This is a genomic window from Aeromonas sp. XH (assembly GCF_033348475.1).
Taxonomy (GTDB): domain Bacteria; phylum Pseudomonadota; class Gammaproteobacteria; order Enterobacterales; family Aeromonadaceae; genus Aeromonas; species Aeromonas sanarellii.
Genome location: NZ_CP137630.1, coordinates 3,406,462 through 3,432,322, shown reverse-complemented (window position 1 = coordinate 3,432,322; position 25,861 = coordinate 3,406,462). Strand labels below are relative to the sequence as shown.

General features: G+C 62.8%; 24 protein-coding genes. 15 read left to right on the top strand and 9 right to left on the bottom strand.

Annotated features, from left to right (window positions below):
- Positions 1 to 5: 5 nt before the first annotated feature.
- The 6 genes from miaA (at position 6) to R2B70_RS15720 (ending at position 5,007) form a co-directional block, all read left to right on the top strand.
- Positions 6 to 923 carry a tRNA (adenosine(37)-N6)-dimethylallyltransferase MiaA gene (gene miaA / locus R2B70_RS15745; RefSeq protein WP_084202939.1) on the top strand — a complete coding sequence of 306 codons (918 nt, stop codon included), beginning with the start codon at positions 6 to 8 and terminating at the stop codon, positions 921 to 923.
- Between the two features lie 72 nt (positions 924 to 995).
- Complete coding sequence (gene hfq / locus R2B70_RS15740) at positions 996 to 1,259, top strand: RNA chaperone Hfq (protein WP_005304228.1); 264 nt, start codon at positions 996 to 998, stop codon at positions 1,257 to 1,259.
- A gap of 63 nt (positions 1,260 to 1,322) precedes the next feature.
- On the top strand, positions 1,323 to 2,609 hold the full coding sequence (hflX, locus tag R2B70_RS15735; RefSeq protein ID WP_042078327.1) for a ribosome rescue GTPase HflX: 1,287 nt from the start codon (positions 1,323 to 1,325) through the stop codon (positions 2,607 to 2,609).
- A gap of 93 nt (positions 2,610 to 2,702) precedes the next feature.
- Entirely contained in the window at positions 2,703 to 3,854 is a 1,152-nt protein-coding gene (gene hflK, locus R2B70_RS15730; RefSeq protein ID WP_042078329.1) for an FtsH protease activity modulator HflK, read from the top strand.
- 3 nt (positions 3,855 to 3,857) lie between these two features.
- Positions 3,858 to 4,742, top strand: coding sequence for a protease modulator HflC (gene hflC, locus R2B70_RS15725; protein ID WP_025328124.1), 885 nt, complete (start codon positions 3,858 to 3,860; stop codon positions 4,740 to 4,742).
- A gap of 76 nt (positions 4,743 to 4,818) precedes the next feature.
- On the top strand, positions 4,819 to 5,007 hold the full coding sequence (locus R2B70_RS15720) for a DUF2065 domain-containing protein (protein ID WP_209794635.1): 189 nt from the start codon (positions 4,819 to 4,821) through the stop codon (positions 5,005 to 5,007).
- A 67-nt stretch (positions 5,008 to 5,074) separates the two neighbouring features.
- On the opposite strand, the gene ispB is transcribed toward R2B70_RS15720, so the two are convergent.
- Positions 5,075 to 6,046 carry an octaprenyl diphosphate synthase gene (ispB, locus tag R2B70_RS15715; RefSeq protein ID WP_290436401.1) on the bottom strand — a complete coding sequence of 324 codons (972 nt, stop codon included), beginning with the start codon at positions 6,044 to 6,046 and terminating at the stop codon, positions 5,075 to 5,077.
- A 242-nt stretch (positions 6,047 to 6,288) separates the two neighbouring features.
- Between ispB and rplU the strand changes: the two genes are divergently transcribed.
- The 4 genes from rplU to R2B70_RS15695 all read left to right on the top strand — a co-directional run bounded on the left by rplU (position 6,289) and on the right by R2B70_RS15695 (position 10,006).
- Positions 6,289 to 6,600 carry a 50S ribosomal protein L21 gene (gene rplU, locus R2B70_RS15710; RefSeq protein ID WP_005304210.1) on the top strand — a complete coding sequence of 104 codons (312 nt, stop codon included), beginning with the start codon at positions 6,289 to 6,291 and terminating at the stop codon, positions 6,598 to 6,600.
- 17 nt (positions 6,601 to 6,617) lie between these two features.
- A complete protein-coding gene (gene rpmA, locus R2B70_RS15705) occupies positions 6,618 to 6,875 on the top strand; it encodes a 50S ribosomal protein L27 (protein WP_010673199.1) in 258 nt (85 codons plus the stop codon).
- A 189-nt stretch (positions 6,876 to 7,064) separates the two neighbouring features.
- Entirely contained in the window at positions 7,065 to 8,267 is a 1,203-nt protein-coding gene (cgtA, locus tag R2B70_RS15700) for an Obg family GTPase CgtA (protein WP_209794637.1), read from the top strand.
- A 368-nt stretch (positions 8,268 to 8,635) separates the two neighbouring features.
- On the top strand, positions 8,636 to 10,006 hold the full coding sequence (locus R2B70_RS15695) for a YjiH family protein (protein WP_042078336.1): 1,371 nt from the start codon (positions 8,636 to 8,638) through the stop codon (positions 10,004 to 10,006).
- Between the two features lie 73 nt (positions 10,007 to 10,079).
- Here R2B70_RS15695 and R2B70_RS15690 read toward each other — a convergent pair whose 3' ends face one another.
- Complete coding sequence (locus R2B70_RS15690; RefSeq protein WP_318161945.1) at positions 10,080 to 12,962, bottom strand: HD domain-containing phosphohydrolase; 2,883 nt, start codon at positions 12,960 to 12,962, stop codon at positions 10,080 to 10,082.
- Positions 12,963 to 13,198: 236 nt separating this feature from the next.
- Here R2B70_RS15690 and R2B70_RS15685 point away from each other — a divergent pair, with 236 nt between their 5' ends.
- Together R2B70_RS15685 and R2B70_RS15680 are read left to right on the top strand one after the other, a co-directional pair.
- Positions 13,199 to 14,188 (top strand): luciferase-like monooxygenase, encoded by a 990-nt coding sequence (locus R2B70_RS15685; protein WP_318161944.1) that lies wholly within the window; start codon positions 13,199 to 13,201, stop codon positions 14,186 to 14,188.
- 129 nt (positions 14,189 to 14,317) lie between these two features.
- Positions 14,318 to 14,797, top strand: coding sequence for a 2TM domain-containing protein (locus R2B70_RS15680; protein ID WP_318161943.1), 480 nt, complete (start codon positions 14,318 to 14,320; stop codon positions 14,795 to 14,797).
- Between the two features lie 74 nt (positions 14,798 to 14,871).
- Here R2B70_RS15680 and R2B70_RS15675 read toward each other — a convergent pair whose 3' ends face one another.
- Genes R2B70_RS15675 through lptD form a run of 6 tightly spaced genes read right to left on the bottom strand, consistent with a single transcriptional unit; the run spans position 14,872 to position 21,619 of the window.
- Positions 14,872 to 15,693, bottom strand: coding sequence for a symmetrical bis(5'-nucleosyl)-tetraphosphatase (locus R2B70_RS15675; RefSeq protein WP_318161942.1), 822 nt, complete (start codon positions 15,691 to 15,693; stop codon positions 14,872 to 14,874).
- A gap of 6 nt (positions 15,694 to 15,699) precedes the next feature.
- Positions 15,700 to 16,062: a Co2+/Mg2+ efflux protein ApaG gene (apaG, locus tag R2B70_RS15670; protein WP_318161941.1), complete on the bottom strand. Its 363-nt coding sequence runs from the start codon at positions 16,060 to 16,062 to the stop codon at positions 15,700 to 15,702.
- Positions 16,063 to 16,066: 4 nt separating this feature from the next.
- Positions 16,067 to 16,879: a 16S rRNA (adenine(1518)-N(6)/adenine(1519)-N(6))-dimethyltransferase RsmA gene (rsmA, locus tag R2B70_RS15665; protein ID WP_042074239.1), complete on the bottom strand. Its 813-nt coding sequence runs from the start codon at positions 16,877 to 16,879 to the stop codon at positions 16,067 to 16,069.
- Complete coding sequence (gene pdxA, locus R2B70_RS15660; RefSeq protein WP_216990908.1) at positions 16,869 to 17,864, bottom strand: 4-hydroxythreonine-4-phosphate dehydrogenase PdxA; 996 nt, start codon at positions 17,862 to 17,864, stop codon at positions 16,869 to 16,871. Before pdxA ends, rsmA begins: the two co-directional genes overlap by 11 nt.
- Positions 17,864 to 19,156, bottom strand: coding sequence for a peptidylprolyl isomerase SurA (gene surA / locus R2B70_RS15655; RefSeq protein ID WP_042074237.1), 1,293 nt, complete (start codon positions 19,154 to 19,156; stop codon positions 17,864 to 17,866). Before surA ends, pdxA begins: the two co-directional genes overlap by 1 nt.
- A gap of 30 nt (positions 19,157 to 19,186) precedes the next feature.
- The gene (gene lptD / locus R2B70_RS15650; protein ID WP_318161940.1) at positions 19,187 to 21,619 is read right to left on the bottom strand and encodes an LPS assembly protein LptD; all 2,433 of its coding nucleotides are present in this window, start codon (positions 21,617 to 21,619) and stop codon (positions 19,187 to 19,189) included.
- A 174-nt stretch (positions 21,620 to 21,793) separates the two neighbouring features.
- On the opposite strand from lptD, the gene R2B70_RS15645 reads away from it, so the two are divergent.
- Genes R2B70_RS15645 through djlA form a run of 3 tightly spaced genes read left to right on the top strand, consistent with a single transcriptional unit; the run spans position 21,794 to position 24,307 of the window.
- Positions 21,794 to 22,807 carry an aminoglycoside phosphotransferase family protein gene (locus R2B70_RS15645; RefSeq protein WP_318161939.1) on the top strand — a complete coding sequence of 338 codons (1,014 nt, stop codon included), beginning with the start codon at positions 21,794 to 21,796 and terminating at the stop codon, positions 22,805 to 22,807.
- The gene (murU, locus tag R2B70_RS15640; protein ID WP_318161938.1) at positions 22,804 to 23,472 is read left to right on the top strand and encodes an N-acetylmuramate alpha-1-phosphate uridylyltransferase MurU; all 669 of its coding nucleotides are present in this window, start codon (positions 22,804 to 22,806) and stop codon (positions 23,470 to 23,472) included. Before R2B70_RS15645 ends, murU begins: the two co-directional genes overlap by 4 nt.
- A gap of 19 nt (positions 23,473 to 23,491) precedes the next feature.
- Positions 23,492 to 24,307 (top strand): co-chaperone DjlA, encoded by an 816-nt coding sequence (gene djlA, locus R2B70_RS15635; RefSeq protein ID WP_042074232.1) that lies wholly within the window; start codon positions 23,492 to 23,494, stop codon positions 24,305 to 24,307.
- Positions 24,308 to 24,377: 70 nt separating this feature from the next.
- Here the strand turns inward: djlA and R2B70_RS15630 are convergent, their stop codons facing one another.
- Entirely contained in the window at positions 24,378 to 25,733 is a 1,356-nt protein-coding gene (locus R2B70_RS15630) for an NCS2 family permease (protein WP_042074230.1), read from the bottom strand.
- Positions 25,734 to 25,861 lie beyond the last annotated feature (128 nt).

Here is a 25,861-nt window from a genome sequence, read left to right as displayed (position 1 = left end):
CTGACTTGCCGACTGCAATTTTTCTGATGGGGCCCACGGCCTCCGGCAAGACGGATCTCGCCATCGAACTGTGCCAGGCGCTGCCCTGCGACATCATCAGCGTGGACTCCGCGCTCATCTATCGCGGCATGGATATCGGCACCGCCAAACCGAGCGCCGCCGAGCTGGCCCTGGCGCCGCACCGGCTGATCGACATCCTGGATCCCGCCGTGAGCTATTCGGCGGCGGATTTTTGCCGCGATGCGCTGCGGGAGATGAAAGAGATCGCCGACCGCGGCCGCATTCCGCTGCTGGTGGGCGGCACCATGCTCTACTTCAAGGCGTTGCTGGAGGGACTTTCTCCGCTGCCGTCAGCCGATCCGACCGTGCGGGCCGGCATCGAGGAGGAGGCGGCCCGCCTCGGCTGGCAGGCGCTCCACGACGAGCTGGTGCGCATCGATCCGGTGGCGGGGGCCCGCATCCACCCCAATGACCCACAGCGGCTCAGTCGGGCGCTCGAGGTGTACCGCATCAGCGGCAAGACCCTCACCGAGCTGACCCGGGTGCAGGGGGAGGGGCTGCCCTACCGGGTGGCACAGTTTGCCATCGCCCCGAAGGATCGCGCCGTGCTGCACCAGCGCATCGAACAGCGTTTCGACAAGATGCTGCAGAGCGGTTTCGAGCAGGAGGTGAGGGCGCTGTACGAGCGGGGGGATCTCACCCCGGATCTTCCCTCCATCCGCTGTGTGGGCTACCGCCAAATGTGGGACTACCTGGCGGGGGAAGTAGAGTATGATGAGATGCGCTATCGCGGCATTGTTGCCACCCGCCAGTTGGCCAAGCGTCAGATGACCTGGTTGCGCGGTTGGTCTGATGTGACCTGGTTGGAATCTGGTGAGTCTGACAATCTGGCAAGGGTCGTCGCCCGAGCTGGTCCGGCTTGACACTCCTGTATAATCAGGTTGTTATATTGAATATCCGGTGTTTAAAAACAACAAACTATAAGGAAAAGAAAGATGGCTAAGGGGCAATCTCTCCAAGACCCGTTTTTGAATGCGCTGCGCCGTGAGCGGATTCCTGTTTCTATCTATTTGGTGAACGGCATCAAACTGCAGGGTCAGATCGAATCGTTTGACCAGTTTGTCATTCTGCTGAAGAACACCGTGAGCCAGATGGTCTACAAGCACGCCATTTCCACCGTGGTGCCGGCCCGTGCCGTCAACCACCACCAGCACGCCCAGGGCGCCGCCGGTGAAGAGCAGGGTGAAGCCGAGGCGTGATATCCCGCGGCGAGCCCACTCGCCAACTCAGATCCATCATGATACCTGTCAAGGAGCAAGCGCTTGTTTGACCGTTACGAAGCTGGTGAACAGGCCGTTCTGGTACATGTCAACTTCAGCGATGAGGGGGAGCGGGAGGATCTGGACGAGCTCAAGATGCTGGTGAGCTCGGCCGGGGTCAATGCGCTGGCGGTGATCACCACCAGTCGCAGCGCACCCAGCGCCAAATTTTTTGTCGGCAGTGGCAAGGCGGAAGAGATCGCGTCCCAGGTCCAGATGCTGGATGCGGACGTGGTCATCTTCAACCATGCCCTGACCCCCGCCCAGGAACGCAACCTGGAGCGTCTGTTCCAGTGCCGGGTGGTGGACAGGACCGGCCTGATCCTCGATATCTTCGCCCAGCGCGCCCGCACTCACGAAGGCAAGTTGCAGGTCGAACTGGCCCAGTTGCGCCATCTTTCCACTCGCCTGGTGCGAGGCTGGACCCACCTCGAACGACAGAAGGGCGGGATTGGTCTGCGCGGCCCGGGTGAAACCCAGCTTGAAACCGACCGCCGCCTGCTGCGCGAGCGCATCAAGGCGATTCTGCGCCGACTCGACAAGGTGGCCAAGCAGCGGGAACAGGGGCGACGCGCCCGCAACCGCAACGAAGTGCCGACCGTTTCCCTGGTGGGTTACACCAACGCCGGAAAATCCACTTTGTTCAACCAACTTACAGATGCCAGCGTGTATGCTGCCGACCAATTGTTCGCAACCCTGGATCCCACCCTGCGCAAATTGGTGATCCAGGATGTGGGTGATGTGATCCTGGCGGATACAGTTGGATTTATTCGGCACTTGCCCCATGATCTGGTCGCGGCCTTCAAGGCGACGCTGCAGGAGACCCGCGAGGCGGACCTGCTGCTGCACGTGGTGGACTGCGCCGATGAGCAGATGCAGGAGAATATCGACTCAGTCCAGCGAGTCCTGGCCGAGATCGAGGCGGACGACCGTCCCCAGCTGATGATCTGCAACAAGATCGACAAGCTGAGCGATCGCCCGGCCGGTCTTGAGCGGGATGAGGCAGGGCGTCCGGTGCGGGTCTGGCTGTCGGCCCAGACCGGGGAAGGCAGCGAATGCCTGTTCCAGGCCCTGACCGAACTGCTGGCCGGCTCCATGGTCCATCACACCCTGCAGTTGCCGCCGTCGGCCGCGAGATTGCGCAGTGCGCTCTATCGGCTCAAGGGCATCGAGCAGGAAGGTTTCAGCGAGGAGGGGGATTTTGTCTTGGAGGTGCGCCTGCAACTGGCCGACTGGAACCGCCTCATGAAACAAGAAGGTGAGAGTTTACAACGCTTTATCAGGCATTGATGGGTCGATGAACATAAATGGTTTGCTGATTTCATCGCCCCTCTGTGGCCCGATAGAGATGATATCCATCCGCATGTATTAATGGAGACGCTGATGGCTTGGAATGAGCCTGGTAACAATGGCAAAGACCGTGACCCCTGGGGGAACAACGGCAAGAATCAGGGGCCCCCTGATCTGGACGAGATGCTGCGCAAGGTGAGCCGTCGTTTCGGCGGCCTGCTCGGTGGCGGCAAATCCGGTGGTGGTGACGTGGGCAAATTTGGCCTCTCCATCGCGCTGGTGGTGGCCGTGGTGGTGTGGGTCGTCAGCGGCTTCTACACCATTCGCGAAGCCGAGCGGGGCGTGGTGCTGCGCTTTGGCGAGTACTCCCACAACGTGGATCCGGGCCTGCGCTGGAAGCCGACCTTCATCGATCGGGTGATCCCGGTGGACGTGGAGTCCGTCCGTTCCCTGCCGGCCTCCGGCTTCATGCTGACCCAGGACGAGAACGTGGTGCGGGTCGAGATGGACGTGCAGTATCGCGTGGTCGATCCCGAGCAGTACCTGTTCAGCGTGACCAACGCCGACGAGAGCCTGAGTCAGGCCACCGACAGCGCCCTGCGCTACGTGGTGGGCCACACCCGGATGGACGACGTGCTGACCACCGGCCGTGAGAAGGTGCGCCAGGAGACTTGGCAGGTGATCGACAGCATCATCGAGCCCTATCACATGGGCCTGCAGATCGTCGACGTCAACTTCCTGCCGGCGCGTCCGCCGGAAGAGGTGAAGGACGCCTTCGATGACGCCATCTCTGCCCAGGAAGATGAACAGCGTTTCATCCGTGAAGCGGAAGCCTATGCCCGCGAAGTGGAGCCGAAGGCCCGCGGCCAGGTCAAGCGTCTGGAGCAGGAGGCCGAAGCCTACAAGTCCCAGATCGTGCTGAAGGCTCAGGGTGAAGTGGCCCGCTTCAACGAGCTGCTGCCCCAGTATCAGGCTGCCCCCGAGCTGACCCGTGATCGTATCTACCTGGAAACCATGGAAGAGCTGTATCAACAGACCAGCAAGGTGGTGGTGGACATGCCGGCCGGCAACAACAGCATGATCTATCTGCCGCTCGACAAGCTCTCTGGCAAGGCCAATGCCGTGCAACCGGCGCGTCCGGCCGGCACCCCGGCAGTCGAGCCGACCCCGCCGTCCAACGAAGGGGCCAACTCCACGCCGACCCCGCTCCGTGGCGGTGACCGTTTCAGCTCAGGGAGAAACTGATAGATGAAGAAAATAGCTATTGGTGTCATCGCTGTGGCCGCCATGGTCTGCTTCTCTTCCGTCTTCATCGTCGATGAAGGCCAGAAAGGCATAGTGGTGCAGTTTGGCAAGGTGAAGCGGGTCGACTCCGGTGAGCCGCGACTCTATGAACCGGGCCTGCACTTCAAGGTGCCGCTCATCGACCAGGTGCGCAAGATGGATGCCCGCATCCAGACCCTGGAAGGCCAGGCGGACCGCTTCGTCACTTCCGAGAAGAAAGACCTCATCATCGACTCCTACGTGAAGTGGAAGATCGAGGACTTCTCCAAGTACTACCTGGCGACCGGCGGTGGCAACAAGATCCAGGCCGAAGACCTGCTCAAGCGCAAGATCAACAACGGTCTGCGTTCCGAGATCGGTAACCGCACCATCAAGGACATCGTCTCCGGCGAGCGCAGTACCGTGATGGAAGATGCCCTGATGAAGATGGCGCGCTCCTCCGAGCTCGGCATCAAGGTGGTGGATGTGCGCATCAAGCAGATCAACCTGCCGGTGGAAGTCTCCAGCTCCATTTATCAGCGGATGCGGGCCGAGCGGACCGCAGTCGCCCGTGAACACCGTTCACAGGGCCGCGAGCAGGCCGAGATACTGCGCGCCGACATCGACCGCAAGGTGACCGTCATGATCGCGGATGCCGAGAGCAACGCCCGCCAGCTGCGCGGTGAAGGGGATGCCGAGGCCGCCAGGATTTACGCCGACAGCTACAAGAAGGACCCGGAGTTCTTCAGCTTCGTGCGCAGCATGGAGGCCTATCGCAAGAGCTTCGCCGGTGGCAACGACCTCATGGTGTTGAAGCCGGACAGCGAGTTCTTCCGCTACCTCAAGTCGCCGCACGGTGACAAGCAGTAAGCACCGAGTGGTGATCGCAAAGGGCCTGAGCATTCAGGCCCTTTTCCATGGTGAGGCTATTTCATGAGGAGGAGGGATGCTGACATCCATCCTGATGGGTCTGGGCTTGTTGCTGTTGTTCGAAGGGCTTGGCCCCTTGCTGGCGCCTAAGGCCTGGCAGCAGATGCTGCGGCTGCTGAGCGATCAGCCGCCTGAACAGTTGCGCCGCATCGGCGGCTGTCTGGTGGTGGCGGGGGCCGTCATCCTCTGGGCGCTGGGCCACTAGCCGCCCCGACGATAGAGCATGAAAAAAGAGGCCAATGGCCTCTTTTTTCATGGATGCGCAACACGACTCAGGCGCTGCGCTGTACCGCCATGTGGGCCAGAGTGGCCAGGGCCTGCTTGTGCTGCGAATCCGGCAGGATGGCGAGGGCGGCGATGGCCTTGTCGGCCTCTTCCCGGGCCCGCTCGCGGGAGTACTCCAGGGCGCCGGTGCGATCAAGGATGGCCAGGATGCGCTCCAGGTGATCCATGCCGTTGCGGTGCTCAATGGCGTCGCGCACCAGCTGGCGCTCTTCCGGGGTGCCCACTTCCATGGCGCGCAGCAGCGGCAGGGTCGGCTTGCCTTCGGCCAGATCGTCGCCCACGTTCTTGCCCATCTCGTCGCTCTGGGAGCAGTAGTCCATGACGTCGTCGATGATCTGGAAGGCGGTGCCGAGATACTTGCCGTAGTCGGTCATGGCCTGTTCGATGGGGGCGGGCTGATGGGTCAGCACGGCGGCGAGGCGGGTGGCTGCCTCGAACAGCTTGGCGGTCTTGCAGTAGATGACCGTCATATAGCTCTCTTCCGTGGTGTCCGGATCGTTGCAGTTCATCAACTGCAGCACTTCCCCTTCGGCGATGGTGTTGGTGGCATCCGACAGGATCTCCATCACCTTCAGATTGGAGAGCTCGCTCATCATCTGGAAGGAGCGGCTATAGAGGTAGTCGCCCACCAAGACGCTGGCGGCGTTGCCAAACAGGGCGTTGGCGGTCTCCCGGCCGCGGCGCAGGTCGGACTCGTCGACCACGTCATCGTGCAGCAGGGTGGAAGTGTGGATGAATTCGATGATGGCGGCCAGTTTCAGGTGGTCTTCACCCTCGTAGCCCAGGGCGCGGGCGGCCATCACGGTCAGCATGGGGCGCATCCGTTTGCCGCCGGCACTGACAATATAGAAACCCAGCTGGTTGATCAGGCTGACATCGGACTGGAGCCTCGCCAGGATCAGTTCATTGACCGCCGTCATGTCGGCGGCACAGAGCGCACGGATAGTCTGTTGGTCCATAAGTCTCGTAACGTGACGGCAGCATTTACTGCGTTTTTAGCAATGGCGGGGATTCTACACGATTTCACAATGGGTTACAGTTAGGCGTTTATTCACGGCGGCAGATATGCGCACAAAATAAACTTTTTGCTAAATTGGCCTTGCCTCGGCAAATCGTTCTGCGTAGAATGCCCGCCCATTGTTATAGGTTTTTGCGCGTGTCTGGCCTTGAGCAAAAGACACGCCTTTACGGAGTTAATCAAATGTACGCGGTATTCCAAAGCGGCGGAAAACAACACCGTGTGGCCGAAGGTCAAATCGTTCGTCTGGAAAAGCTGAACGTTGAGACTGGCGCTACCATCGACTTCAACGAAGTGCTGATGGTTGCTGCAGGCGACACTTTCAAAGTAGGTGCTCCTTTCGTTGAAGGTGGCAAGGTTGTAGCTGAAGTTGTGGCTCATGGTCGTGGCGAGAAAGTGACTATCGTCAAGTTCCGTCGTCGTAAGCACCACCGTAAGCAAGCGGGCCACCGTCAGTGGTTCACTGAAGTCAAAATCACTGGCATCAGCGCTTAATTAGAGGAGTCCGATAGATGGCACACAAAAAAGCTGGCGGTTCATCCCGCAACGGTCGCGATTCTGAAGCTAAACGCCTGGGCGTGAAGCGTTTCGGCGGCGAAACAGTTCTGGCTGGCAGCATCATCGTTCGTCAGCGCGGCACCAAGTTCCACGCTGGTGAGAACGTTGGTCTGGGCAAGGACCACACTCTGTTCGCTACCGCGAACGGTAAAGTGCAGTTCGAAGTTAAAGGTCCGCAGAATCGTAAGTACGTCAGCATCGTTGCTGAGTAATTACGGACCGCAAGGATCCGAAGCCCCGCCAACCTGGCGGGGCTTTTGTTTTTCTGATGAGTTTGACGAAAAAACGGCACGCGGATGAGCCGGCGCAGACGGGCCTCATCGGCCAGATGCGCCTCGCCCGAAGGGGCCCGTATCACTATAATTGCGTATCGGTTTTTCGAATTAAGGTGACGGTTACCTATGAAGTTTGTTGATGAAGTCCAGATTCGAGTCGATGCCGGTGACGGTGGTAACGGTTGTGTGAGCTTCCGCCGCGAGAAGTACATCCCGAACGGTGGCCCGGATGGCGGTGACGGCGGTGACGGCGGTGACGTCTATCTGGTTGCCGATGAAAACCTGAACACCCTGATCGACTACCGCTTCGAGCGTTTCCACGCCGCCGAGCGGGGCGAGAATGGCCAGAGCGCCAACTGTACCGGCCGTCGCGGCAAGGACAAGATCCTGCGCGTGCCTGTGGGGACCCGCGCCACCGACGAGGATACCGGCGAGCTGCTGGGGGATCTGACCAGCCATGATCAGAAGCTGCTGGTCGCCAAGGGCGGCTTCCACGGCCTTGGCAACACCCGCTTCAAGAGCTCGGTCAACCGGGCGCCGCGCCAGAAGAGCAATGGCACTCCGGGTGAAGTGCGCACCCTGAGGCTGGAACTGCTGCTGCTGGCGGACGTCGGCATGCTGGGCCTGCCCAATGCGGGCAAGTCCACCTTTATCCGCGCCGTTTCCGCGGCCCGTCCGAAAGTGGCCGACTACCCCTTCACCACGCTAGTGCCAAACCTCGGCGTGGTGCGTGGCGAGAACTCCCGCTCCTTCGTCATCGCCGACATTCCGGGTCTGATCGAGGGGGCCGCCGAAGGCGCCGGCCTCGGGATCCGCTTCCTCAAGCACCTGGAGCGCTGCCGCGTGCTGATCCACCTGGTGGACATCTGCCCGGTGGATGGCTCCGATCCTGCTGAGAACGCCGTCACCATAGTCCGGGAGCTGGAGAAATACAGCCCCGAGCTGGCGGGCAAGCCGCGCTGGCTGGTGTTCAACAAGATGGATCTCATCCTGGAGGAAGAGGCGGGCGAGGTGATGGAGCGCGTCAAGACCGCCCTGAACCACGAAGGCCCTGTCTACGCCATCACCGCCATCAGCAAGGAAGGCACCAAGAAGGTGTGCTACGACATCCTGGATCTGCTGGACACCATGCCCCGTCAGCTGGCGGAGGATGCCAGGGAGGCCATCGAGAAGGTGGAGTTCAAGTGGGACGACTACCACAAGAACCAGCTGGCCAAGGCGGAAGCCGACGCCCTGGCGGCTTCAAAGGCCTTTGATGACAGCCTGGATGACGATGACTGGGACGATGAGGACGACGACGGGGTCGAAGTGATCTACGTCCGCGACTGAGCCTCTCTCTCGTGACAAGACCGGAGCCCTGACAGGCTCCGGTTTTTTTATGGGAGGATCGACGGGATCACCCTATAGATATATTTCTCATGTCATTTATTGCCTGCCAGCCGCAACCCATTATACTGCGCACCTGAACTTAACCTGTATGAAACATTATGCTAACCATCAAAAATGAATTGATATGCATGACTGTTTTGGTTTGTTCTTATGGATGGTTCACCTGATAAAATATTTATGCTTGAAATAATGTATTAAAAGCTTGTTTGTGCAGTTTTTTGCGTTATTCTTGCGCCCGTTTGCCGGGTGAGGGCATGGATATGCAGGTGGCCTGGCTGAAGGAAAAGTCACATTTAAGGTTGTCTATCATGTTGGAAAAGACCCTGGAGGCACCGGCGATCCGTACTCGCCGCAACGTGCTGATGTTTTTGATCCCGTCGCTCATCGGGATCCTGCTGTTCATGACCCCGGTCATCTATGACGGCAATGTCACCATCCCCGTGGCCGTGCTGGCGAAGCTGGTGCAGACGGTGTTTGCCGACCACCTGGTCGCCATGGTCAGCGCCATCATCACCACCACCATGCTGATGACCCTGGTCGCCTGGCTGTTCAAGCCGGCGATCCTGGTGAGGCGCCCCTTCCTCAACAGCCTGTTCAACGTCTCCCCCTTCTGGGCCTGCGTGCGGGTGCTGGGGGGCATCTTCGTCTTGCTGACCTTCTTCGAGGCCGGTCCCGAGGCGTTGCGCTCCGGGGCGACCGGTGGCCTGGTGCTGCACGACCTGCTGCCCGTGCTGTTCTCGGTGTTCATCTTCGCCGGCCTGCTGCTGCCGCTGCTGCTGGACTTCGGCCTGCTGGAGTTCGTCGGCACCATGATGACCCGCATCATGCGCCCTGTGTTCCGCCTGCCGGGGCGTTCCGCGGTGGACTGCTTCGCCTCCTGGCTCGGGGACGGCAGCGTCGGCATCCTGCTCACCAGCAAGCAGTATGAAGGCAAGTTCTATACCCAGCGGGAAGCCGCCGTCATCGGCACCACCTTCTCCGCGGTCTCCATCACCTTCTGCCTGGTGGTGATCTCCCAGGTGAAGCTGGAGCACATGTTCGTGCCCTTCTACCTCACCGTCTGCCTGGCCGGCGTGGTGGCGGCCATCGTGGTACCGCGCCTGCCGCCGCTCTCCTGGAAGAAGGATGTCTACAGCGACGGCACCCCGCTGTGCCGCAAGCAGGAGGCGATCCCCCACCAGCACAGCGTGCTGAGCTATGGCTATCAGCGCGCCCTGGCCAAGGCCGACAGCATGACCGACATGGGCGCCGTGGCGCGGGAAGGGGTGAAGAATGCCCTGGACATGGTGTTCGGCGTGCTGCCTGTGGTGATGGCGATCGGCACCTGTGCCCTGATGCTGGCGGAGCATACCCCCATCTTCAACTGGCTGGGGGCGCCGTTTGTTCCCTTGCTGGAACTGCTGCAACTGCCGGAGGCAGAAGCCGCGTCCAAGACCATCATGGTGGGCTTCGCCGACATGTTCATCCCGGCGGTGCTGGCGTCCACCATAGAGAGCGACATCACCCGCTTCGTGATCGCCGCCATGTCGGTCACCCAGCTTATCTATATGTCGGAAGTGGGAGCCCTGCTGCTGGGCAGCAAGATCCCGGTCAAGCTGTGGGAGCTGTTCGTCATCTTCCTGCTGCGCACCCTGATCACCCTGCCGGTGATCGCCGGCGTCGCCCACCTGCTGTTCTAAGAGGCGGCCCCACACGAAAAACGGTCAACCTGGGTTGACCGTTTTTTTATGGGCTTATGCGGGCAGGGGCGGCTCAGTGCGCCTCCGCCAGCAGGGCCTGACAGGCCGCCTCGTCCAGCTGCTGGGGGGCGAGGAAGCGCTTCGCATAGTCCCGCCAGATGCCGCTCTCGATGAAGAGGGCAAACAGGGCCGGGTCTATGTGATGCTCCTGCACCATCTTCTGCATGATGGCCAGGGACTGGGAGACCGTCTTGCCCGACTTGTAGGGGCGGTCGCTCGCAGTCAGCGCCTCGAAGATGTCGGCGATGGCCATGATGCGAGCGGGGATGCTCATCTGCCCCCCCTGCAACTGGCGCGGATAACCGGTGCCATCCATCCGCTCGTGATGGCCTCCCGCTATCTCCGGCACCTTGCGAAGGTGCTGGGGGAAGGGGAGCCGCTCCAGCATGCGGATGGTCTGGATGATGTGCTCGTTGATCTTGTAGCGCTCCTCCTCGGTGAGCGTACCTCGGCCGATGGCGAGATTGTAGTGCTCGCCCCTGTTGTAGAGGTGGGCGGGCACCCGCACCTTGAAGCCCCAGGGGTTGTGGCGGGCGAGGTTGTCCTGGGCGGGGCGGGGGATCAGGTGAACCGGCTTGTCGGCGAGCAGCGTCTCGCGGCAGGGCAGGGGGGAGGGGCCGGGGTGGCGCCTGAGCTCCTCCTGGCTGATGCCGAGGCGATCGTCCAGGGTGCGCAGCCAGGTGCGGTTGGCGATGGTGGCGAGTCGCTCCAGCTTCTCCGGTGCCATCCACTCCCCACCCAGATTGCATTCGGCGACGAAGGCGAACTCCTCGTCCAGGGCGTGCCAGCGCGGGCCGGCCTCCTCCTCGGCCGCCTGCCGCTCCGAGGCCGGCAGCCGGGCCGCCAGCGCGTCGATATGGGCGTCGCGCTTGAGCACCTCGAAGCGGGTGCGGATCTCGTGGATCCTGTCGTAGATGGTCTCCAGCTTGGTGGCCTTGTCCACCACGAACTCCGGGGTGGTGACCTTGCCGCAGTCGTGCAGCCAGCTCGCGATATGGATGGCCTCCCACTCCTCGTCGTCGAGGCGAAAGTCCTTGAAGGGGCCTTGCTGCTGGTCGCAGGCGGCCTGTGTCAGCATCCGGGCCAGCTCGGGCACGCGCTGGCAGTGGCCGCCGGTATAGGGGCTCTTGGCGTCGATGGCCCCCGCGATCAGTTCGATGAAGGCCTCCAGCAGCTGCTTCTGCTCCTCCAGCAGGCGCTGGTTTTCGATGGCGGAGGCCGACATGCCGGCCAGCGCCTCGATGAGGCTGATGCGCGATGCCAGCTCCCGGGGGGCACAGTCCGGCAGCACCAGCAACAGGCAGCCGATCAGCTCCTGGCGATGGTTGTACAGGGGCTCGGCCAGCAGTTGGCGTGGGCCGGGGAAGGGACCCCAGTCGGCGAGGTAACGGGACCACTGCTCCTCATCGAGGGGCAGGCTGAGGCGATCCGTGTGGTAGAGTCCGCCGAGCAGCGCCGTCTGCCAGTGCACCCGTTCACAGGCCAGCGGCTGCGACTGCCAGATGGCCTGCACGGCCTGCATCTGTTTCTCCTTCGCCAGGTAGAGACAACCCCCTTCTGCCTGGGCCGCCGCCACCGTCTCTTGCAGGATGCGGTTGAGCAGGGAGTCGAAGCGGTGTTCAGCCGTCAGCGCCCGCCCCATGTTCATGAAGTTGCCCAGGGTCAGGCGCATGCTGGACATGGCGCGGGCCAGGTCGTCTATCTCCCGGATCGCCGAGTCCGGGCCCTCGCTCTCGCCGAAGTCGAAATGCTGGATCCGCTCGGCCTCCTGGGTCAGTGCCAGCAGGGGGGTGGCCGTGCGCCGCGCCGCCAGCCAGATGACGGGCAGCAGCAGGAGCAAGCCGGCACATGCCCAGGCCAGGTTGCGCAGGGCATCCTGACGGGCCGGCGCGGTCAGCACCTCCGCCGGCACCAGCAGGGCGAGGTAGAAGGGAGATCCCTCCCCGAGGGCCGAGAGGTTGACGAGCCAGTCGGAGCCATTGCCATCGTTCAGCGTCAGCTCGGCGGGCTGGTGCAGCAGGGTGGGCTGGGTGGCCATCTCCTGTTGCAGCTTGGCGAGGATCGGGTGCTGGAGCGCCGACAGCATGGGCAGGCGGCTCAGCTGGTCGAAGCTGGGCAACCGCTCGGGATCCGTTGCCAACAGGGTGCCGGCCTCGTCGAACAGCACCAGCTGGCTGTGGCTGGGAAGAGGCAGCTCACCGATGAGGGAGGAGAGCTCCTCCACGCCGGCGTCCAGCCCGATCACCGCCCGGCGATCGTCGCTCTCCACCGCCAGCGTCATGCCCGGCTCCCGGGTGGTGAAGAAGAGATAGGGATGGGTCACTATGATGCCGGTGCTCCAGCGTGCCTGCTTGTACCAGCCACGGTCGCGGGGATCGAAACGGTAGTCCGGCATGGGACGCCGCTCCAGCAGCCGCTGCCGCTGGTCAAAATAGAGAAACTCCCCCCGGCCCTGGCTCAGGCTCTGGACCAGCAGGCGGCTCTCGGGCGGCGGGTTGTCCAGCGCCCCCTTTGCCCGCTCGGTCAGCTTGCGCACCAGGAAGAAGTCGCCGTTCTCGTAACCGGCATAGATGGCGCCATAGCTGGCGCTGTTTGCCAGCACTTCGGCCAGTTGGGGCAGATAGGCGAGCCGCTCCTCCAGGCGGGTCATGGCGGCCAGCTGGCCGCTGCGCAGGAGGCTCAGTGACATGTGCGCCGGGCGCTGGTTCAGCTTGAAGGCGAGCGCCAGCTGCTCCCGGTAGTGCTGGAAGCTCTGTCGTTCGTGCTCCAGCCCCTGCCGCATGCCCTGCTGGAACTGCAGCACGATGAGGGCCCCTCCCAGCAGGGAGAAGAGCAGAATGAAGAGGGTGGCAATGTGTACGTAAAAGGGTTTTCGACTGAGGCGTGCTGTTGTCATGGACCTGTCCTTGTCCCGGCGATCGCCGTGATGATCTCCTGAGAGTGTGCTCGTATGATGACAAAAAGCATAGGGCCTTATCGGGTGGTGTGTGAGGACGGCGTGCATCCTGAGTCTGAGCTTGGGACGGGAGAGGGCGCCCAGTCCGGCACACTCCTGTGGTCACGTGATTCATTCAGATATCTCGTGCTACATTGCTCCACTGGCAAATGGCCTGTGAATCAATGGAGTGTCCCATGTCTGTCGTTCCCTATTCCGTGCTGGATCTGGTGCCCGTGCCCGAAGGCACCTTGCCGGCCGAGTCGTTCCGCCATTCGCTGGATCTGGCCCGCCATGCGGAGCGCTGGGGCTATCACCGCTACTGGCTGGCGGAGCATCACAACATGCCGGGGATCGCCAGCGCCGCCACCGCCGTGCTCATCGGCCACCTGGCCGGCGGCACCAACACCCTGCGGCTCGGGGCGGGCGGCATCATGCTGCCAAACCACTCGCCGCTGGTCATCGCCGAGCAGTTTGGCACGCTAAGTTCCCTCTATCCGGATCGGATCGAGCTCGGGCTGGGGCGGGCCCCCGGCACCGATCAGCGCACCATGCAGGCGCTGCGCCGCCAGCGCAGCGGCGAGGTGGACGATTTCCCGGCGGATGTGCGCGAGTTGATGGGCTACTTTGGGGACGAGATTGGCGCCGTGCAGGCGGTGCCCGGTCAGGGGCTGCACGTGCCGATCTGGCTGCTGGGCTCCAGCCTCTATAGCGCCCAGCTGGCGGCGGCCATGGGGCTGCCGTTCGGCTTCGCCTCCCACTTCGCGCCCGGCTTGCTGCTGCAGGCGCTGGAGCTCTACCGCACCCAGTACCGCCCCTCGGCGCGCTGGCCCAGGCCTTATGCCGTGGTCTGCGTCAACCTGATCGCCGCCGACAGCGATCGGGAGGCGCGCTTCCTGTTCACCACCTTGCAGCAGCAGTTCCTGCGGCTCTATCGCGGCGATGCCGGCAAGCTGCCGCTGCCGGTGCAGGATCTGGGGGAGCAGTGGTCGCCGCGCGAGCTGATGGCCATGGAGCAGACCCTGGCCCGCTCCCTGGTGGGGGATCCGGATCGGGTGCGCCACGGTCTCAAGGCCCTGCTGGCCGAGACCGGTGCCGACGAGCTGATGTTCAACGGCCCCATCGTCGATCACCAGGCGAGGCTGCGCTCGTTCGAGCTCGGCGCCGAGCTGATGCAGAGCCTCTGAACCAAACGGCGGGATGATATATAAGCCATTGGTTTAAAACGATAGTCAGATTGCTGTCAGGCCTCTGTCGTGTCGCCTGTTGCCACTCGACCCTATGCTGGCCCTGTCCAATATCACGAGGAGCCGATGATGATAGTCAGGAAATTGAGATTGCAGCGGGGCTGGTCACAGGAGCAGTTGGCCGCCTTTACCGGCCTGAGCGTTCGCACCATTCAGCGGATCGAGCAGGGACAGCAACCCGGACTGGAATCCCTCAAGGCCCTGGCCTCCGTCTTTGAGCTCGATGTGACTCAACTGCAGGAGAGCGAGATGAAAGGGAATGAGAGAGAGGGTGGGGTGAACCTGGCCAGGGATGAGCGGGAGGCGATGAAGTTTGTCGAGGGGCTTAAGGGCTTCTACGGCCACCTCATCAGCTATGTGCTGGTGATGACGGGCCTGTTCGTCATCAACTACCTGAGCAACCCGGACCATATCTGGGCCTGGTGGCCCATGCTGGGCTGGGGCCTGGGGCTGATGTCCCATGCCATCAACCTGTTCCAGCCGTTCAGGCTGCTCGGGCCGGAATGGGAGCGACGTCAGGTGGAGAAACGGCTGGGGCGCAGGCTGTGAGGTGTTTCTCTATTCCATAAAGAGCGGGCCCGGCAATGCCGGGCCCGTTTTATTTCCCATCCCTGTTCCTTGCCTCACTTGGCATAGGCGGGGCAGGGGGTCGCTATCAGGGCGTCATCCTCGTAGCGCCACATCGTGAGGCTGTTGCCCCAGACGCAGCCGGTGTCCAGCCCCTTGATGTCGTCCTTGCCGGTCTTGCCCATCAGCGCCGCCCAGTGGCCGAACACCAGTATGGGGTCGTCGTCGTGGTGCTCGCGTTGCTCGAACCAGGGGCGCAGGCCTGGTGTGGACTCCTTGGGGCCCTTCTTGCACTTGAAGTCGAGCCGGCCATCGAAGTAGCAGAACCGCATGCGGGTGAAGCTGTTGATGATGTAACGGTAACGCTCTATCCCCACCAGACTGTCGTTCCAGCTGTCCGGCAGATCGCCATACATGTTGTGCAGCAGCCAGCTGTACTGATCCCCGCGCAGCAGGGTTTCCACTTCCCGGGCACAGCTGCGGGCGGTGTGGGCATCCCAGGCGGGGGAGAGGCCGGCGTGGATCATCATGATGGGCAGATCCGGGTGCTCCGCCAGCAGCGGGCGGTGGCGCAGCCATTCCAGCAGATCTTCCCGATCCGGCGCCTCCATCAGCTCCTGCAGCTTGTCCTTCTTCTTGAGCGGGGCGACCCCGTGGGCGACCGCCAGCAGGTGCAGGTCATGGTTGCCGAGCACGGTCACGGCCTGCTGTCCCAGTGATTTGACGAAACGCAGGGTGTTGAGAGAGTCCGGTCCGCGGGCGACGAGATCGCCGCACAGCCAGAGCGTGTCGTTATCGAAGTCGAACTCGGCAAGATCCAGCAGACGGCGCAAATCGTCGTAGCAGCCCTGGATATCACCGACGAAACAGTTCGCCATGAAACCTCAGTTGATAATGTTGGGAATGGCCAGCGTGAAGGGGGCTATGGGGGCCTCGAATCGTTGCCCCGATTCATCCTGCAGGATATAGCTGCCTTCCATCACGCCGAGCGGAGTGGCGAGGGGGACGCCACTCTGGTAGGTGAAGGTCTCGCCGGGGGCGATCAGGGGTTGTTCACCGACGACCCCGGGCCCCTCTACTTCCTGCATCTTGCCATTGGCATCTGTGATGAGCCAGCGTCGATGCAGCAGCTGCACGGTCCCCGGCCCCAGATTCTCTATCTCGATGAGGTAGAGAAAATGGTAGGGATCCTGGGTGCCCGCCACATAGCTGGGGTGCGGGCGAACCACTATCCGGGGTGTGGCCATGGGATCAGGCCTGCTGCTGATCGGCCAGCCAGTTGGCGATCGTGACGAACTGCTCGAGGGAGAGGTTCTCCGGGCGCAGGTTGCCATCGATCCCGAGCTCGGTCAGCTGGGCGTCGGTGATGAAGTTGGCGAAGCTGTTGCGAATGGTCTTGCGACGCTGGCCGAAGCCCTCGGTGCAGACCCGGTTCAGGCAGCGGATGTCCTTGGCGACGATGGTCGGGTTCTTGTGCGGCACCAGGCGCACCACGGCGGAGTCCACCTTGGGGGCCGGCTTGAAGGCGCCCGGGCCGACTTCCAGCACAGGGATCACCTGGCAGTAGTACTGGGTCATCACGCTCAGACGGCCATAGGCCTTGCTGCCGGGACCTGCGGCCAGACGCAGCACCACTTCCTTCTGCAGCATGAAGTGCATGTCTTCGACCCGATCGGCGAACTCGCACAGGTGGAAGATGAGCGGGGTGGAGATGTTGTAGGGCAGGTTGCCGAAGATGCGAAGCGGCCCCTTGCCTTCTCCCATCAGGGTCGCGAAGTCGAAGCGCATGGCGTCGGCCTCGATCACGGTTAATTTGTCTTTAAGAGTGGGATGCTCGCGCAGGCGCGCCGCCAGATCCCGGTCCAGCTCGACCACCGTCATCTTGTCCATCTGGGCGGCGACCGGCTCGGTCAGCGCCGCCAGACCCGGCCCGATCTCCACCAGGTTCTGGCCCGGCTGCGGGTTGATGGCGGCCACTATCTGGTCGATCACGTAACGGTCGTGCAAGAAGTTCTGACCGAAACGCTTACGGGCCGTGTGGCCCATGTGCACCTTACTGCTCATATCTTTTTTTCTCTACCATCTGGATGGCGTGGTTGATCGCGGTGATCAGGCTACCGGGATCGGCGAGGCCCTTGCCTGCCAGATCCAGCGCGGTGCCGTGATCCACCGAGGTACGGATGAAGGGAAGTCCGAGGGTGATGTTGACCGAGTTGCCAAAGCCCTTGTATTTGAGCACGGGCAACCCCTGGTCGTGGTACATGGCGAGTACCGCATCCGCATCCTTGAGGTATTTGTCCTGGAACAGGGTATCGGCGGGCAGCGGACCGACCAGATCGATCCCCTCCTGGCGCAGGCCGGCCAGGGCGGGTTCGATCACGTCGATCTCCTCCCGGCCGAGATGGCCCCCTTCCCCGGCGTGGGGATTGAGGCCGCAGACGTAGATCCGGGGGTGTTCTATGCCGAACTTGCCCTTGAGATCCGCATCCAGGATGCGGATCACCTTGCCGAGGCGCTCCTCTGTGATGGCCATGGCCACGTAGGCCAGCGGGATATGGGTGGTCGCGAGCGCCACCCGCAGCCCTTCGGTGGCCAGCAGCATCACCACGTCGGCGGTGTCGGACTGCTGGGCGAAGAATTCGGTGTGGCCGCTGAACGACACCCCTGCCTGGTTGATGATCCCCTTGTGCACCGGCCCGGTCACCACGGCGGCAAACTCGCCGCTCAGGTTGCCGTCGCAGGCGCGCTGCAGGGTGGCCAGCACATAGGCGCCGTTGCCCTCATCGAGGGTGCCCGGCACCACGGGGGCACCGAGGGAAACCGGACAGACCGTCAGGGTGCCCGCCCGCTGCGGGCGGGCTGGGGCGCAGGGATCGTAGGGTTCCAGCTCGATGGAGAGCCCCAGCAATCCGGCCCGCTCGCGCAGCAGGGCCGGGTCGGCGATCACCACCAGCTGGTGGGGCCACGCCCGCTGGGCGATGTGCAGCACCAGATCCGGGCCTATGCCCGCCGGTTCACCCGGGGTGATGGCAAGACGATGGCAGGCCATCAGTTCGGTTCTATCTGGATGTAGGCTTCGTCGCGCAGTTCATCCAGCCAGGCCTGGGACTCTTCGGTGAAGCGGCGGTTGAAGATGAGCTGGTAGGCGCGCTGCTCCTGGGCCTTGCCGGTGGCGTCCTGGCTGCGACGATCCTCGAGCTGCACTATGTGCCAGCCGTGGGTGGTGCGGAAGGGTTCGCTGATCTGGCCTGGTTGCAGGCGATTGACCATGTCGCGGAACTCCGGCACATAGACGTTGGGATCGGACCAGCCCAGTTCGCCGCCCTGCACCGCGGAGCCCGGATCCTCGGAGTACTTCTCCGCCATGCTGGCGAAGCTGGCCTTGCCGCTCTTGATGTCGTGCAGTATGCCGTCCAGGGTGCCCTTGGCCTTCTCCTCGCTCAGGATGATGGAGGGCTTGATCAGGATGTGGCGCGCCTTCACCTCGGTCTGCATCACCTGCTGCTGACCCTTGGTGTCGAAGATCTTGACGATGTGCAGACCGGCGCCGGAGCGCAGCGGGCCGACGATGTCGCCCTTCTTGGCGCCCTGTACCGCCTCCGCCATCAGGGTGGGCATCTCCTGCTGGCTCATCCAGCCCCAGTCACCCCCTTCCAGGGCCTTGGGACCGTTACTCTCGGCGATGGCCAGCTTGCGGAAGTCCGCCCCCTCTTTCAGGGCGGCCAGGATGCGTTCAATCTTGGCCTTGGCGGCGTTGAGCTGCTCGGCGCTCGGGTTGTCCGGCAGGGCGACCTGGATGTGGCCGATGTGGTATTCGGTCTGCTGCTGGCCCTGCTTGCCCAGCGCCTCGACCACCTGCTTCACCTCCTGCTCGGAGATGTTGATGCGGCGGCGCACCTGGCTGCGGCGCACCTCGTTCATCAGGATCTCGCGGCGTACCTCTTCCCGGTACTGGGCATAGGTCAGCCCCTCCCGTTCGAGCTGGGCACGCAGCTGCTCCAGGGTCATCTTGTTGTCGGCGGCGATGCTCTGGATGGCCTGCTCCAGCTGGGTGTCACTGATCTTGAGCCCCTGGCGCTCCGCCAGTTGCAGTTGCAGGCTCTCCTGGATCAGGCGATCCAGCGCCTGCTTGCGCAGGGTGACGTCATCGGGCAGGGACTGGCCGCTCTCCTGGGCGGAGGCCTTCACCTTCTGCACCAGGGCCTCCTGCTGACTGGCCAGCACCACGTCCTTGTTGACCACGGCCAGCACCTTGTCCACCAGCTCGGGCGCGGCGAGGGCGCCCTGGCTCATGACACCGAACAGGCCTGCGGTCAGCAGGGAAATCAACGTCTTCTTCATATCCATCTCTCAAGGCGTTTGCCAGACCCGTTACTGGTCTCGCAGGTTAAACGGACGAATGTAAGGCAGTGCTTCGGTGTCCAGGGACGTGCCCTTGGAGCCGGTACCCACGCTACCCAATCCTTTCATTTCAAATTGAATGCCGAGGCTGCGCTCGGACGTCGGGGCCAGGTTCACGTTGTCTGGCGTATTGACCCACTCCAGGTTGAAGTTGATGCTCCAGCAGCAGGAGTCGTACTTCAGGCCCACCTTGCGGTCCACTTTGACGTTCTGGTCGAGCTCCTGATAGTAGCCTCCGTAGAGATGCCACTGGTTGTTCAGCGGCGTGGTCAGCAGCAGGCCTATCTGGTTGAGATCCGTCACCTGGCCCTTGTGGTCCAGGTCGTAGTTGGCGTCCCGCACGAAGCGGTGGTTCAACTGGCTGATCAGCTTCTCGTGGCGATATTCCAGGGCGCTGTTGGCGGAGCTTATCTGGCGCTGCTCCACATCATATTGCGCCCCGGCATGGGCATACCACTGCTCGTTGATCTTGGCGTCCCCCTCGAACGACAGCGGCGAGCGGGTATTGGTGCTCAGCTCGTCGCTGCTGTAGAGCTTGACCCTGGGGGCCACGAAGTCGAAGGCTTGGGCAACGGCCAGCCGGATTCGTTCATCCCCGGCCGGATCATAGATGCGGGTGGTGACCCCCACTGAGAGCCGGTTGGAGTCGCTGATCCGGTCAAGACCGGCGTAGCGGCGATCGCTGAACAGGCTGTAGTAGTCCTGGCGCATGGTGGTGGAGTCATAGACGCCTATGTTGTCCTGATCCTTGTAGGGCACGTAGAGGTACTGGAACTCCGGCTCCAGGGTCTGGTTGGCCCCTTCCCCGAACCACTGCTGGTCGCGCTCGAAGGTCATGCCGCCCTTGAGGCGGAACGAGGGCAGCACCCGGGTGATGACGCCTTCTTCCAGGGTGACGTCTCCCCCTTCTCGCGGGGTAAAGCGGTTTGTGAAGGTGCTGCTCATGTTGTCAGGCACCGTCTGATCGTAACGGGTGTACATCAGCTTGTACTGGCTGTCGAGGAAGTAACCGGCTTCGTCCACCAGGGGGATGGTCAGGGTCGGGGCCGTGTAGAAGCGGGTGCCGGTGTAGGCCTCCCCCTTGTTCTGCTCGACGGCCTGGTCGTTGTTGTAACCGAAGTTGGTGAGCTCGGTGTTCCAGGCCAGATCGTACCAGTTGCCCTGCTGGTAGTAGTTGTGGTTGATGCGCGGCATCAGCTCGTGGGGCTGCTGGGCGCTGGCCAGCAGGATCTGGTAGGTCCGCACCTCGGCGTTGAGGTTCCAGTTCTGCTGGAAGTAGCCGGCTTTCAGGGACTGCTGCAGCTGGTTGTCGACCTGGGTCCCCACCTTGGGGGAGAAGTCGTTGAAGTAGTTGTAATCCTGATCCCGCACCTTGGTGTAGTCCACCGACACCTGCAGGGCGTTGTCCAGGAACCTGGAGGTGTGGCGGGCGTTCAGCAGGTAGCGGTGCCCATCGGACAGGTAGTCGTTGAGGCTGTCCGTCTCGTCGTACTGCTTGTCGTCCGCCAGGTTCTCGAAGTAGAGGCTGCCGGTATGGGCCGGATCCGGCATGTAGCGGAACTCGACCTGTTCCATCAGGCCCCGTCTGTCCATGAAGCGGGAGGTGATGGTGGCATCGTAGTTCGGCGCTATGTTCCAGTAGAACGGCTGGGTGATGTCCATGCCGTTCTTGGAGCTCTGGGTATAGCCGGGGTAGAGCAGACCGGTCTTGCGCTCGTCCTTGATGGGGAAGTTGATGTAGGGGAAATAGAAGACCGGGTAGTCATAGAGCCAGAGGCTGGCATTCCAGGCTTCCCCGAATACCTCCGACTGGTCGATGTCGATGCTGCCGGCCTTGAGGGTCCAGGCTTCCTGACCTGGCGGGCAGGTGGTGTACTGGGCGCCCTCCAGGGTGATGTTCTGGTTGTTGTTGGTCATGGTCACCTTCTCGGCGAAGCCGCGTACCGGTGAGCCATGAACCTGATACTTGCCCTCCTCCAGTTCGGAGTTCTTGGTGTCCAGGTTGGACTTGAGGGTCTTGTCGCTGGTGACCGTGATCTGGCCGTCATTGTAATAGATGTTGCCGATGGCGATGACATCCCGGCTCTTCTGGTCCAGCTGGGCATAATCGGAGTCGAATTTGCGCACGCCCTGGCGAACCTTGACGTCACCCTCGTAGACGGCGGTCTCGCCCTGCTTGGCTTCCAGGCGATCGGCATCCACCTCGACGGGCAGGGCGTTGGCGTCCTCGTTTGCGCTGGGTTTCTCTATCTTGGGCACATAGTCATAGCAGAGGCTGTCGAGGATCCCGGTGGCGGGTGGCGCATTGAGTGGCGCTGCCTGGACCATGAGCGGACTCAGGGCAGGAACAAGGCTGATGGTCAGGGCGATGGGACAGGAATACCCCAGTGTCCATTTTGTCATGTGAAAGGCTCGCGCAATCCGTAGTAAAAACGGTTGATTCAGGGCATGCATTTTATGTCAGGATCCATCGAGTTGACATTGCATGTCATTGCTTTATGTTAGCCGGCAATGATAAAGCATTATTGCGGCCAGGGCTAACAACCAAGTGCTGCTTTCCAATTTGGTTCCCGACTCATGCACGATCGCGCTTCCCTGCTTTTGCAATGGGCACGCCGGATTTCCGGTGACGCCAACCTCCCGTTGACCCTCATTTCCGGTGACGCCAGTTTTCGCCGCTACTTCCGCGGCGGCGGTCTGGTGTGGGTGGATGCTAATCCGAAAACTGAAAAAAATCATGAATTCGTTCGCAATGCGGCCGCCCTGCATGCCGTTGGGCTGCTGGCGCCAGAGGTGCGGGCGGTGGATTACGAGCAGGGGCTGCTGGTGGTGACGGATCTCGGGGATACCCAGCTCATCGGCTGCCTGAACGATGACAGCGTATTGGCCTGGTACGGCAAGGCCATCGCACTGCTGCCGAGGCTGGGGGCGGTCGAGCTGGCGCTCGAGCCCTTCGATGAGGCCTTCATGGCACGGGAGAACAGCATTTTCCCCGAGTGGCTGCTGGGCCACCACCTGCAGTTGACGCTGAGCGCCGAGGAAGAGCAACTGCTGGCGGAGACCTTCGCCTGTCTCACCGAGAACAACCTGGCCCAGCCCCAGGGGGTGATGCACCGGGACTTCCACAGCCGCAACCTGATGGTGTGTGGTGGGCAGACCCCGGGCGAGAGCGAACTCGCCATCATCGACTTCCAGGACATGGTCACGGGGCCGCTCAGCTACGACCTGGTCTCCCTGCTGAAAGACTGCTACGTGCGCTGGCCGGACGCGGTGATTGAGCAGGGCATGAGTCATGGCTTCGAGGTGCTGAGCCAGGCGGGGCTGCTCGACGGGCTCGACTATGCCAGCTTCCGCCGCCACGCCGACCTCACCGGCATGCAGCGCCACCTCAAGGCGGCGGGGATCTTCACCCGCCTCTGCCATCGCGACGGCAAATCCGGCTACCTCAAGGACATCCCCCGTACCCTGGGCTATGTGGTGGATGTCTGCCGCAGCCATGGCGCGACTTACCCGGTGCTGGCCCGCTTCGACGCCTGGTTGCAGCAGGCGGTGCTGCCGGGTCTGGCCCGTGTCGATGGGGCATCGTCATGAAGGCGATGATCCTGGCCGCCGGTCGCGGCGAGCGGATGCGCCCGCTCACCGACAGCCTGCCCAAACCGCTGCTGGCGGTGGGGGGCAAGCCGCTCATCGTGCACCATATCGAGAAGCTCAAGAGCGCCGGGGTAAGCGAGCTCGTCATCAACCACGCCTGGCTCGGCCACAAGCTGGTGGAAGCCCTCGGCGATGGCAGTCAGTACGGCGTGGCTATCCGCTGGTCGGCAGAGGAGAGCGCGCTCGAGACCGCAGGCGGCATAGTGCAGGCGCTGCCGTTGCTCGGCAGCGACCCCTTCCTGGTGATCAACGGCGACACCTGGATAGATGTCGACTATGCCACCCTGGTGCGCCAGCCCCTGGGAGAGGAGCTGGCCCACCTCTGGCTGGTGCCCAATCCACCCCAGCACCCGCAGGGGGACTTCTCCTTGCAAGGGGGGAGAGTGCTGGACGCACCTGCCCTCACCTTCAGCGGCGTGGGCCTCTACCACCCCTCTGCCTTTGCCGGCCTCCCCTCTGGCGCCCGCAAGCTGGCGCCCCTGCTACGCGACTGGATGGCGCAAGGCCGGGTCGGCGGCAGCCTGCTCGCCGGCGAGTGGCGCGACATCGGCACAGTGGAGCGGCTGCGCGCGCTGGATGAGCAACTGCTTGCCGGCACTCACTAACATCACGAGGTCTTGAACCATGCGTATTTGGGGTAAGGTGCTTGGCGCCTTCTTCGGTTTTCTGCTCGGCAACATCTTCGGTGCCCTGCTCGGCCTCTGGATAGGCCACCGTTTCGATCGGGGCATGGGCATGAGTTTCCGCCGCGCCCCCAGCCAGCAGCAACAGGCGGTCTTCTTCCACGCCACCTTCGCCGTCATGGGCCACATCGCCAAGGCGAGCGGCCAGGTCACGGAGCACGAGATCCGGGTCGCCTCCAACCTGATGGACAGGATGCGCCTTTCTGGCGAGCAGCGGGTGCGGGCCCAGGAGTCCTTCCGTCAGGGCAAGGAGAGCGACTTCCCGCTGCGGGACACCCTGGCGGAGTTTCGCCAGGCGAGCCAGGGGCAGCGGGACATCCTGCGCTTCTTCCTCGAGGTGCAGCTGCAGGCCGCCTTTGCCGATGGCAAGGTGGAGGCCAACGAGCGCGCCATCCTGCAGACCATAGCCGACGAGCTGGGCTTCAGCCGCATCGAGCTGGCACGGATCCTGGCGATGGCCGAGGCCCAGATGAACTTCTTCCATCGCCAGCAGCAGGGCGGCGGGCAGGGGCAGCAATACCGGCAGGAGCCCCCTTCCCGGGACCGCCTCAAGGACGCCTACCAGCTGCTGGGGGTGAGCGAGAGCGACAGCGATCAGGAGATCAAGCGCGCCTATCGCAAGGAGATGAGCAAGCACCACCCGGACAAGTTGGCCGCCAAGGGGCTGCCGCCGGAGATGATGGAGATGGCCAAGGAGAAGGCCCAGGAGATCCAGCAGGCCTGGGAATGGATCCGAGAGGCCCGCGGCATCCGTTGAGTCCTCGCCGACTCCAGTCCATAAAAAAATGCCCGTCGATGACGGGCATTTTTGTCTGCGCGGGTCGGGATCAGTGGCTGTCGACCCAGACGAACTTGAGCACGAACAGCAGGGCGACCACCAGCACGCAGGGGTTGATCTCGCGCCAGCGGCCGGTGCCCGCCTTCATCACGCAGTAGGAGATGAAGCCCACGGCGATCCCCTCGGTGATGGAGAAGCTGAACGGCATCATGACGGCGGTCATGAAGGCCGGCACCGCCTCGGTCAGATCTTCCCACTTCACCCGGGTCAGCTCGGAGCACATCAGCACGCCTACGTAGATAAGGGCGCCGGCGGCGGCGTAGGCAGGCACCATGGCGGCGACCGGGGAGAAGAAGATGGCCAGCAGGAACAGCACGCCGACCACGATGGCGGTCAGACCGGTGCGACCGCCGACGGCGACGCCTGAGCTGCTCTCGATGTAAGCCGTGACAGATGAGGTGCCCATAAAGGCGCCACCGACGGAGCTCACGCTGTCCACCACCAGGGCCTGCTTCATGCGCGGGAAGTGGCCCCTGTCATCGGCCAGCTTGGCGCGGTTGGTAACGCCGATCAGGGTGCCGGAAGAGTCGAACAGGTTGACCAGCATAAAGGAGAAGATGATCCCGGCGAGGCTGATGTCCAGCGACCCCATCAGATCCAGCTGGCCGAAGACGGGGGCAATGCTGGGCGGCACCGAGACGAACCCCTTGAAGGTGACATCCCCGAACAGCCAGCCCAGCGCCGTGGTGACCACGATGGCGATCAGCACGGCGGAGTGGACGCCGCGGGCGGAGAAGATGCAGATCAGGAAGAAGCCGAGCAGCCCCAGCAGGCAGGGCAGGGAGGTGAGGTCCCCCACGGTCACCATGGTCGCGGGGCTTGCGACCACGATGCCGGCATTGTGCAGGCCGAGCAGGGCGATCAGCAGGCCGATGCCGGCGGTGATGCCGACCCGCAGGGTGAGCGGTATGTTGGCGATGAGCCAGTAGCGCACCCGCAGCAGGGTGAGGATCAAGAGCCCCAGGGCGCCCCAGAAGATGGTGCCCATGCCGACCTGCCAGGAGTAGCCCATGCCGGCCACCACCACGAAGGCGAAGAAGGCGTTCAGGCCCATGGCGGGTGCCAGGGCGATGGGCAGATTGGCCAGCAGGCCCATCAGGATGCTGCCGATGCCGGCGATGAGGCAGGTGGTGACGAACACGGCCTGTGTGTCCATGCCCGCGGCAGAGAGGATCTGCGGGTTGACGAACACGATATAGACCATGGTCAGGAAGGTGGTGATGCCAGCGATGACCTCGGTGCGGGCCGTGGTGCCGTGGCCTTTCAGGGCAAACAGACGCTCGAGCAATCCTTGCCCGGCAGCCGGGCTGGCGGTCTGCCCGGTAGCGTGATGTGGTTGATTCATGTTGGATTCCAATGGGTAACGTGAAATAAGCAGCAGGGGGCCGCACCCATCCATGCGGGGTGAAGGGCCCTGTCTCTGGCGATGAAGTGACCAGACTCGTCCTGATACCGTGACAGCGCGCACATTTT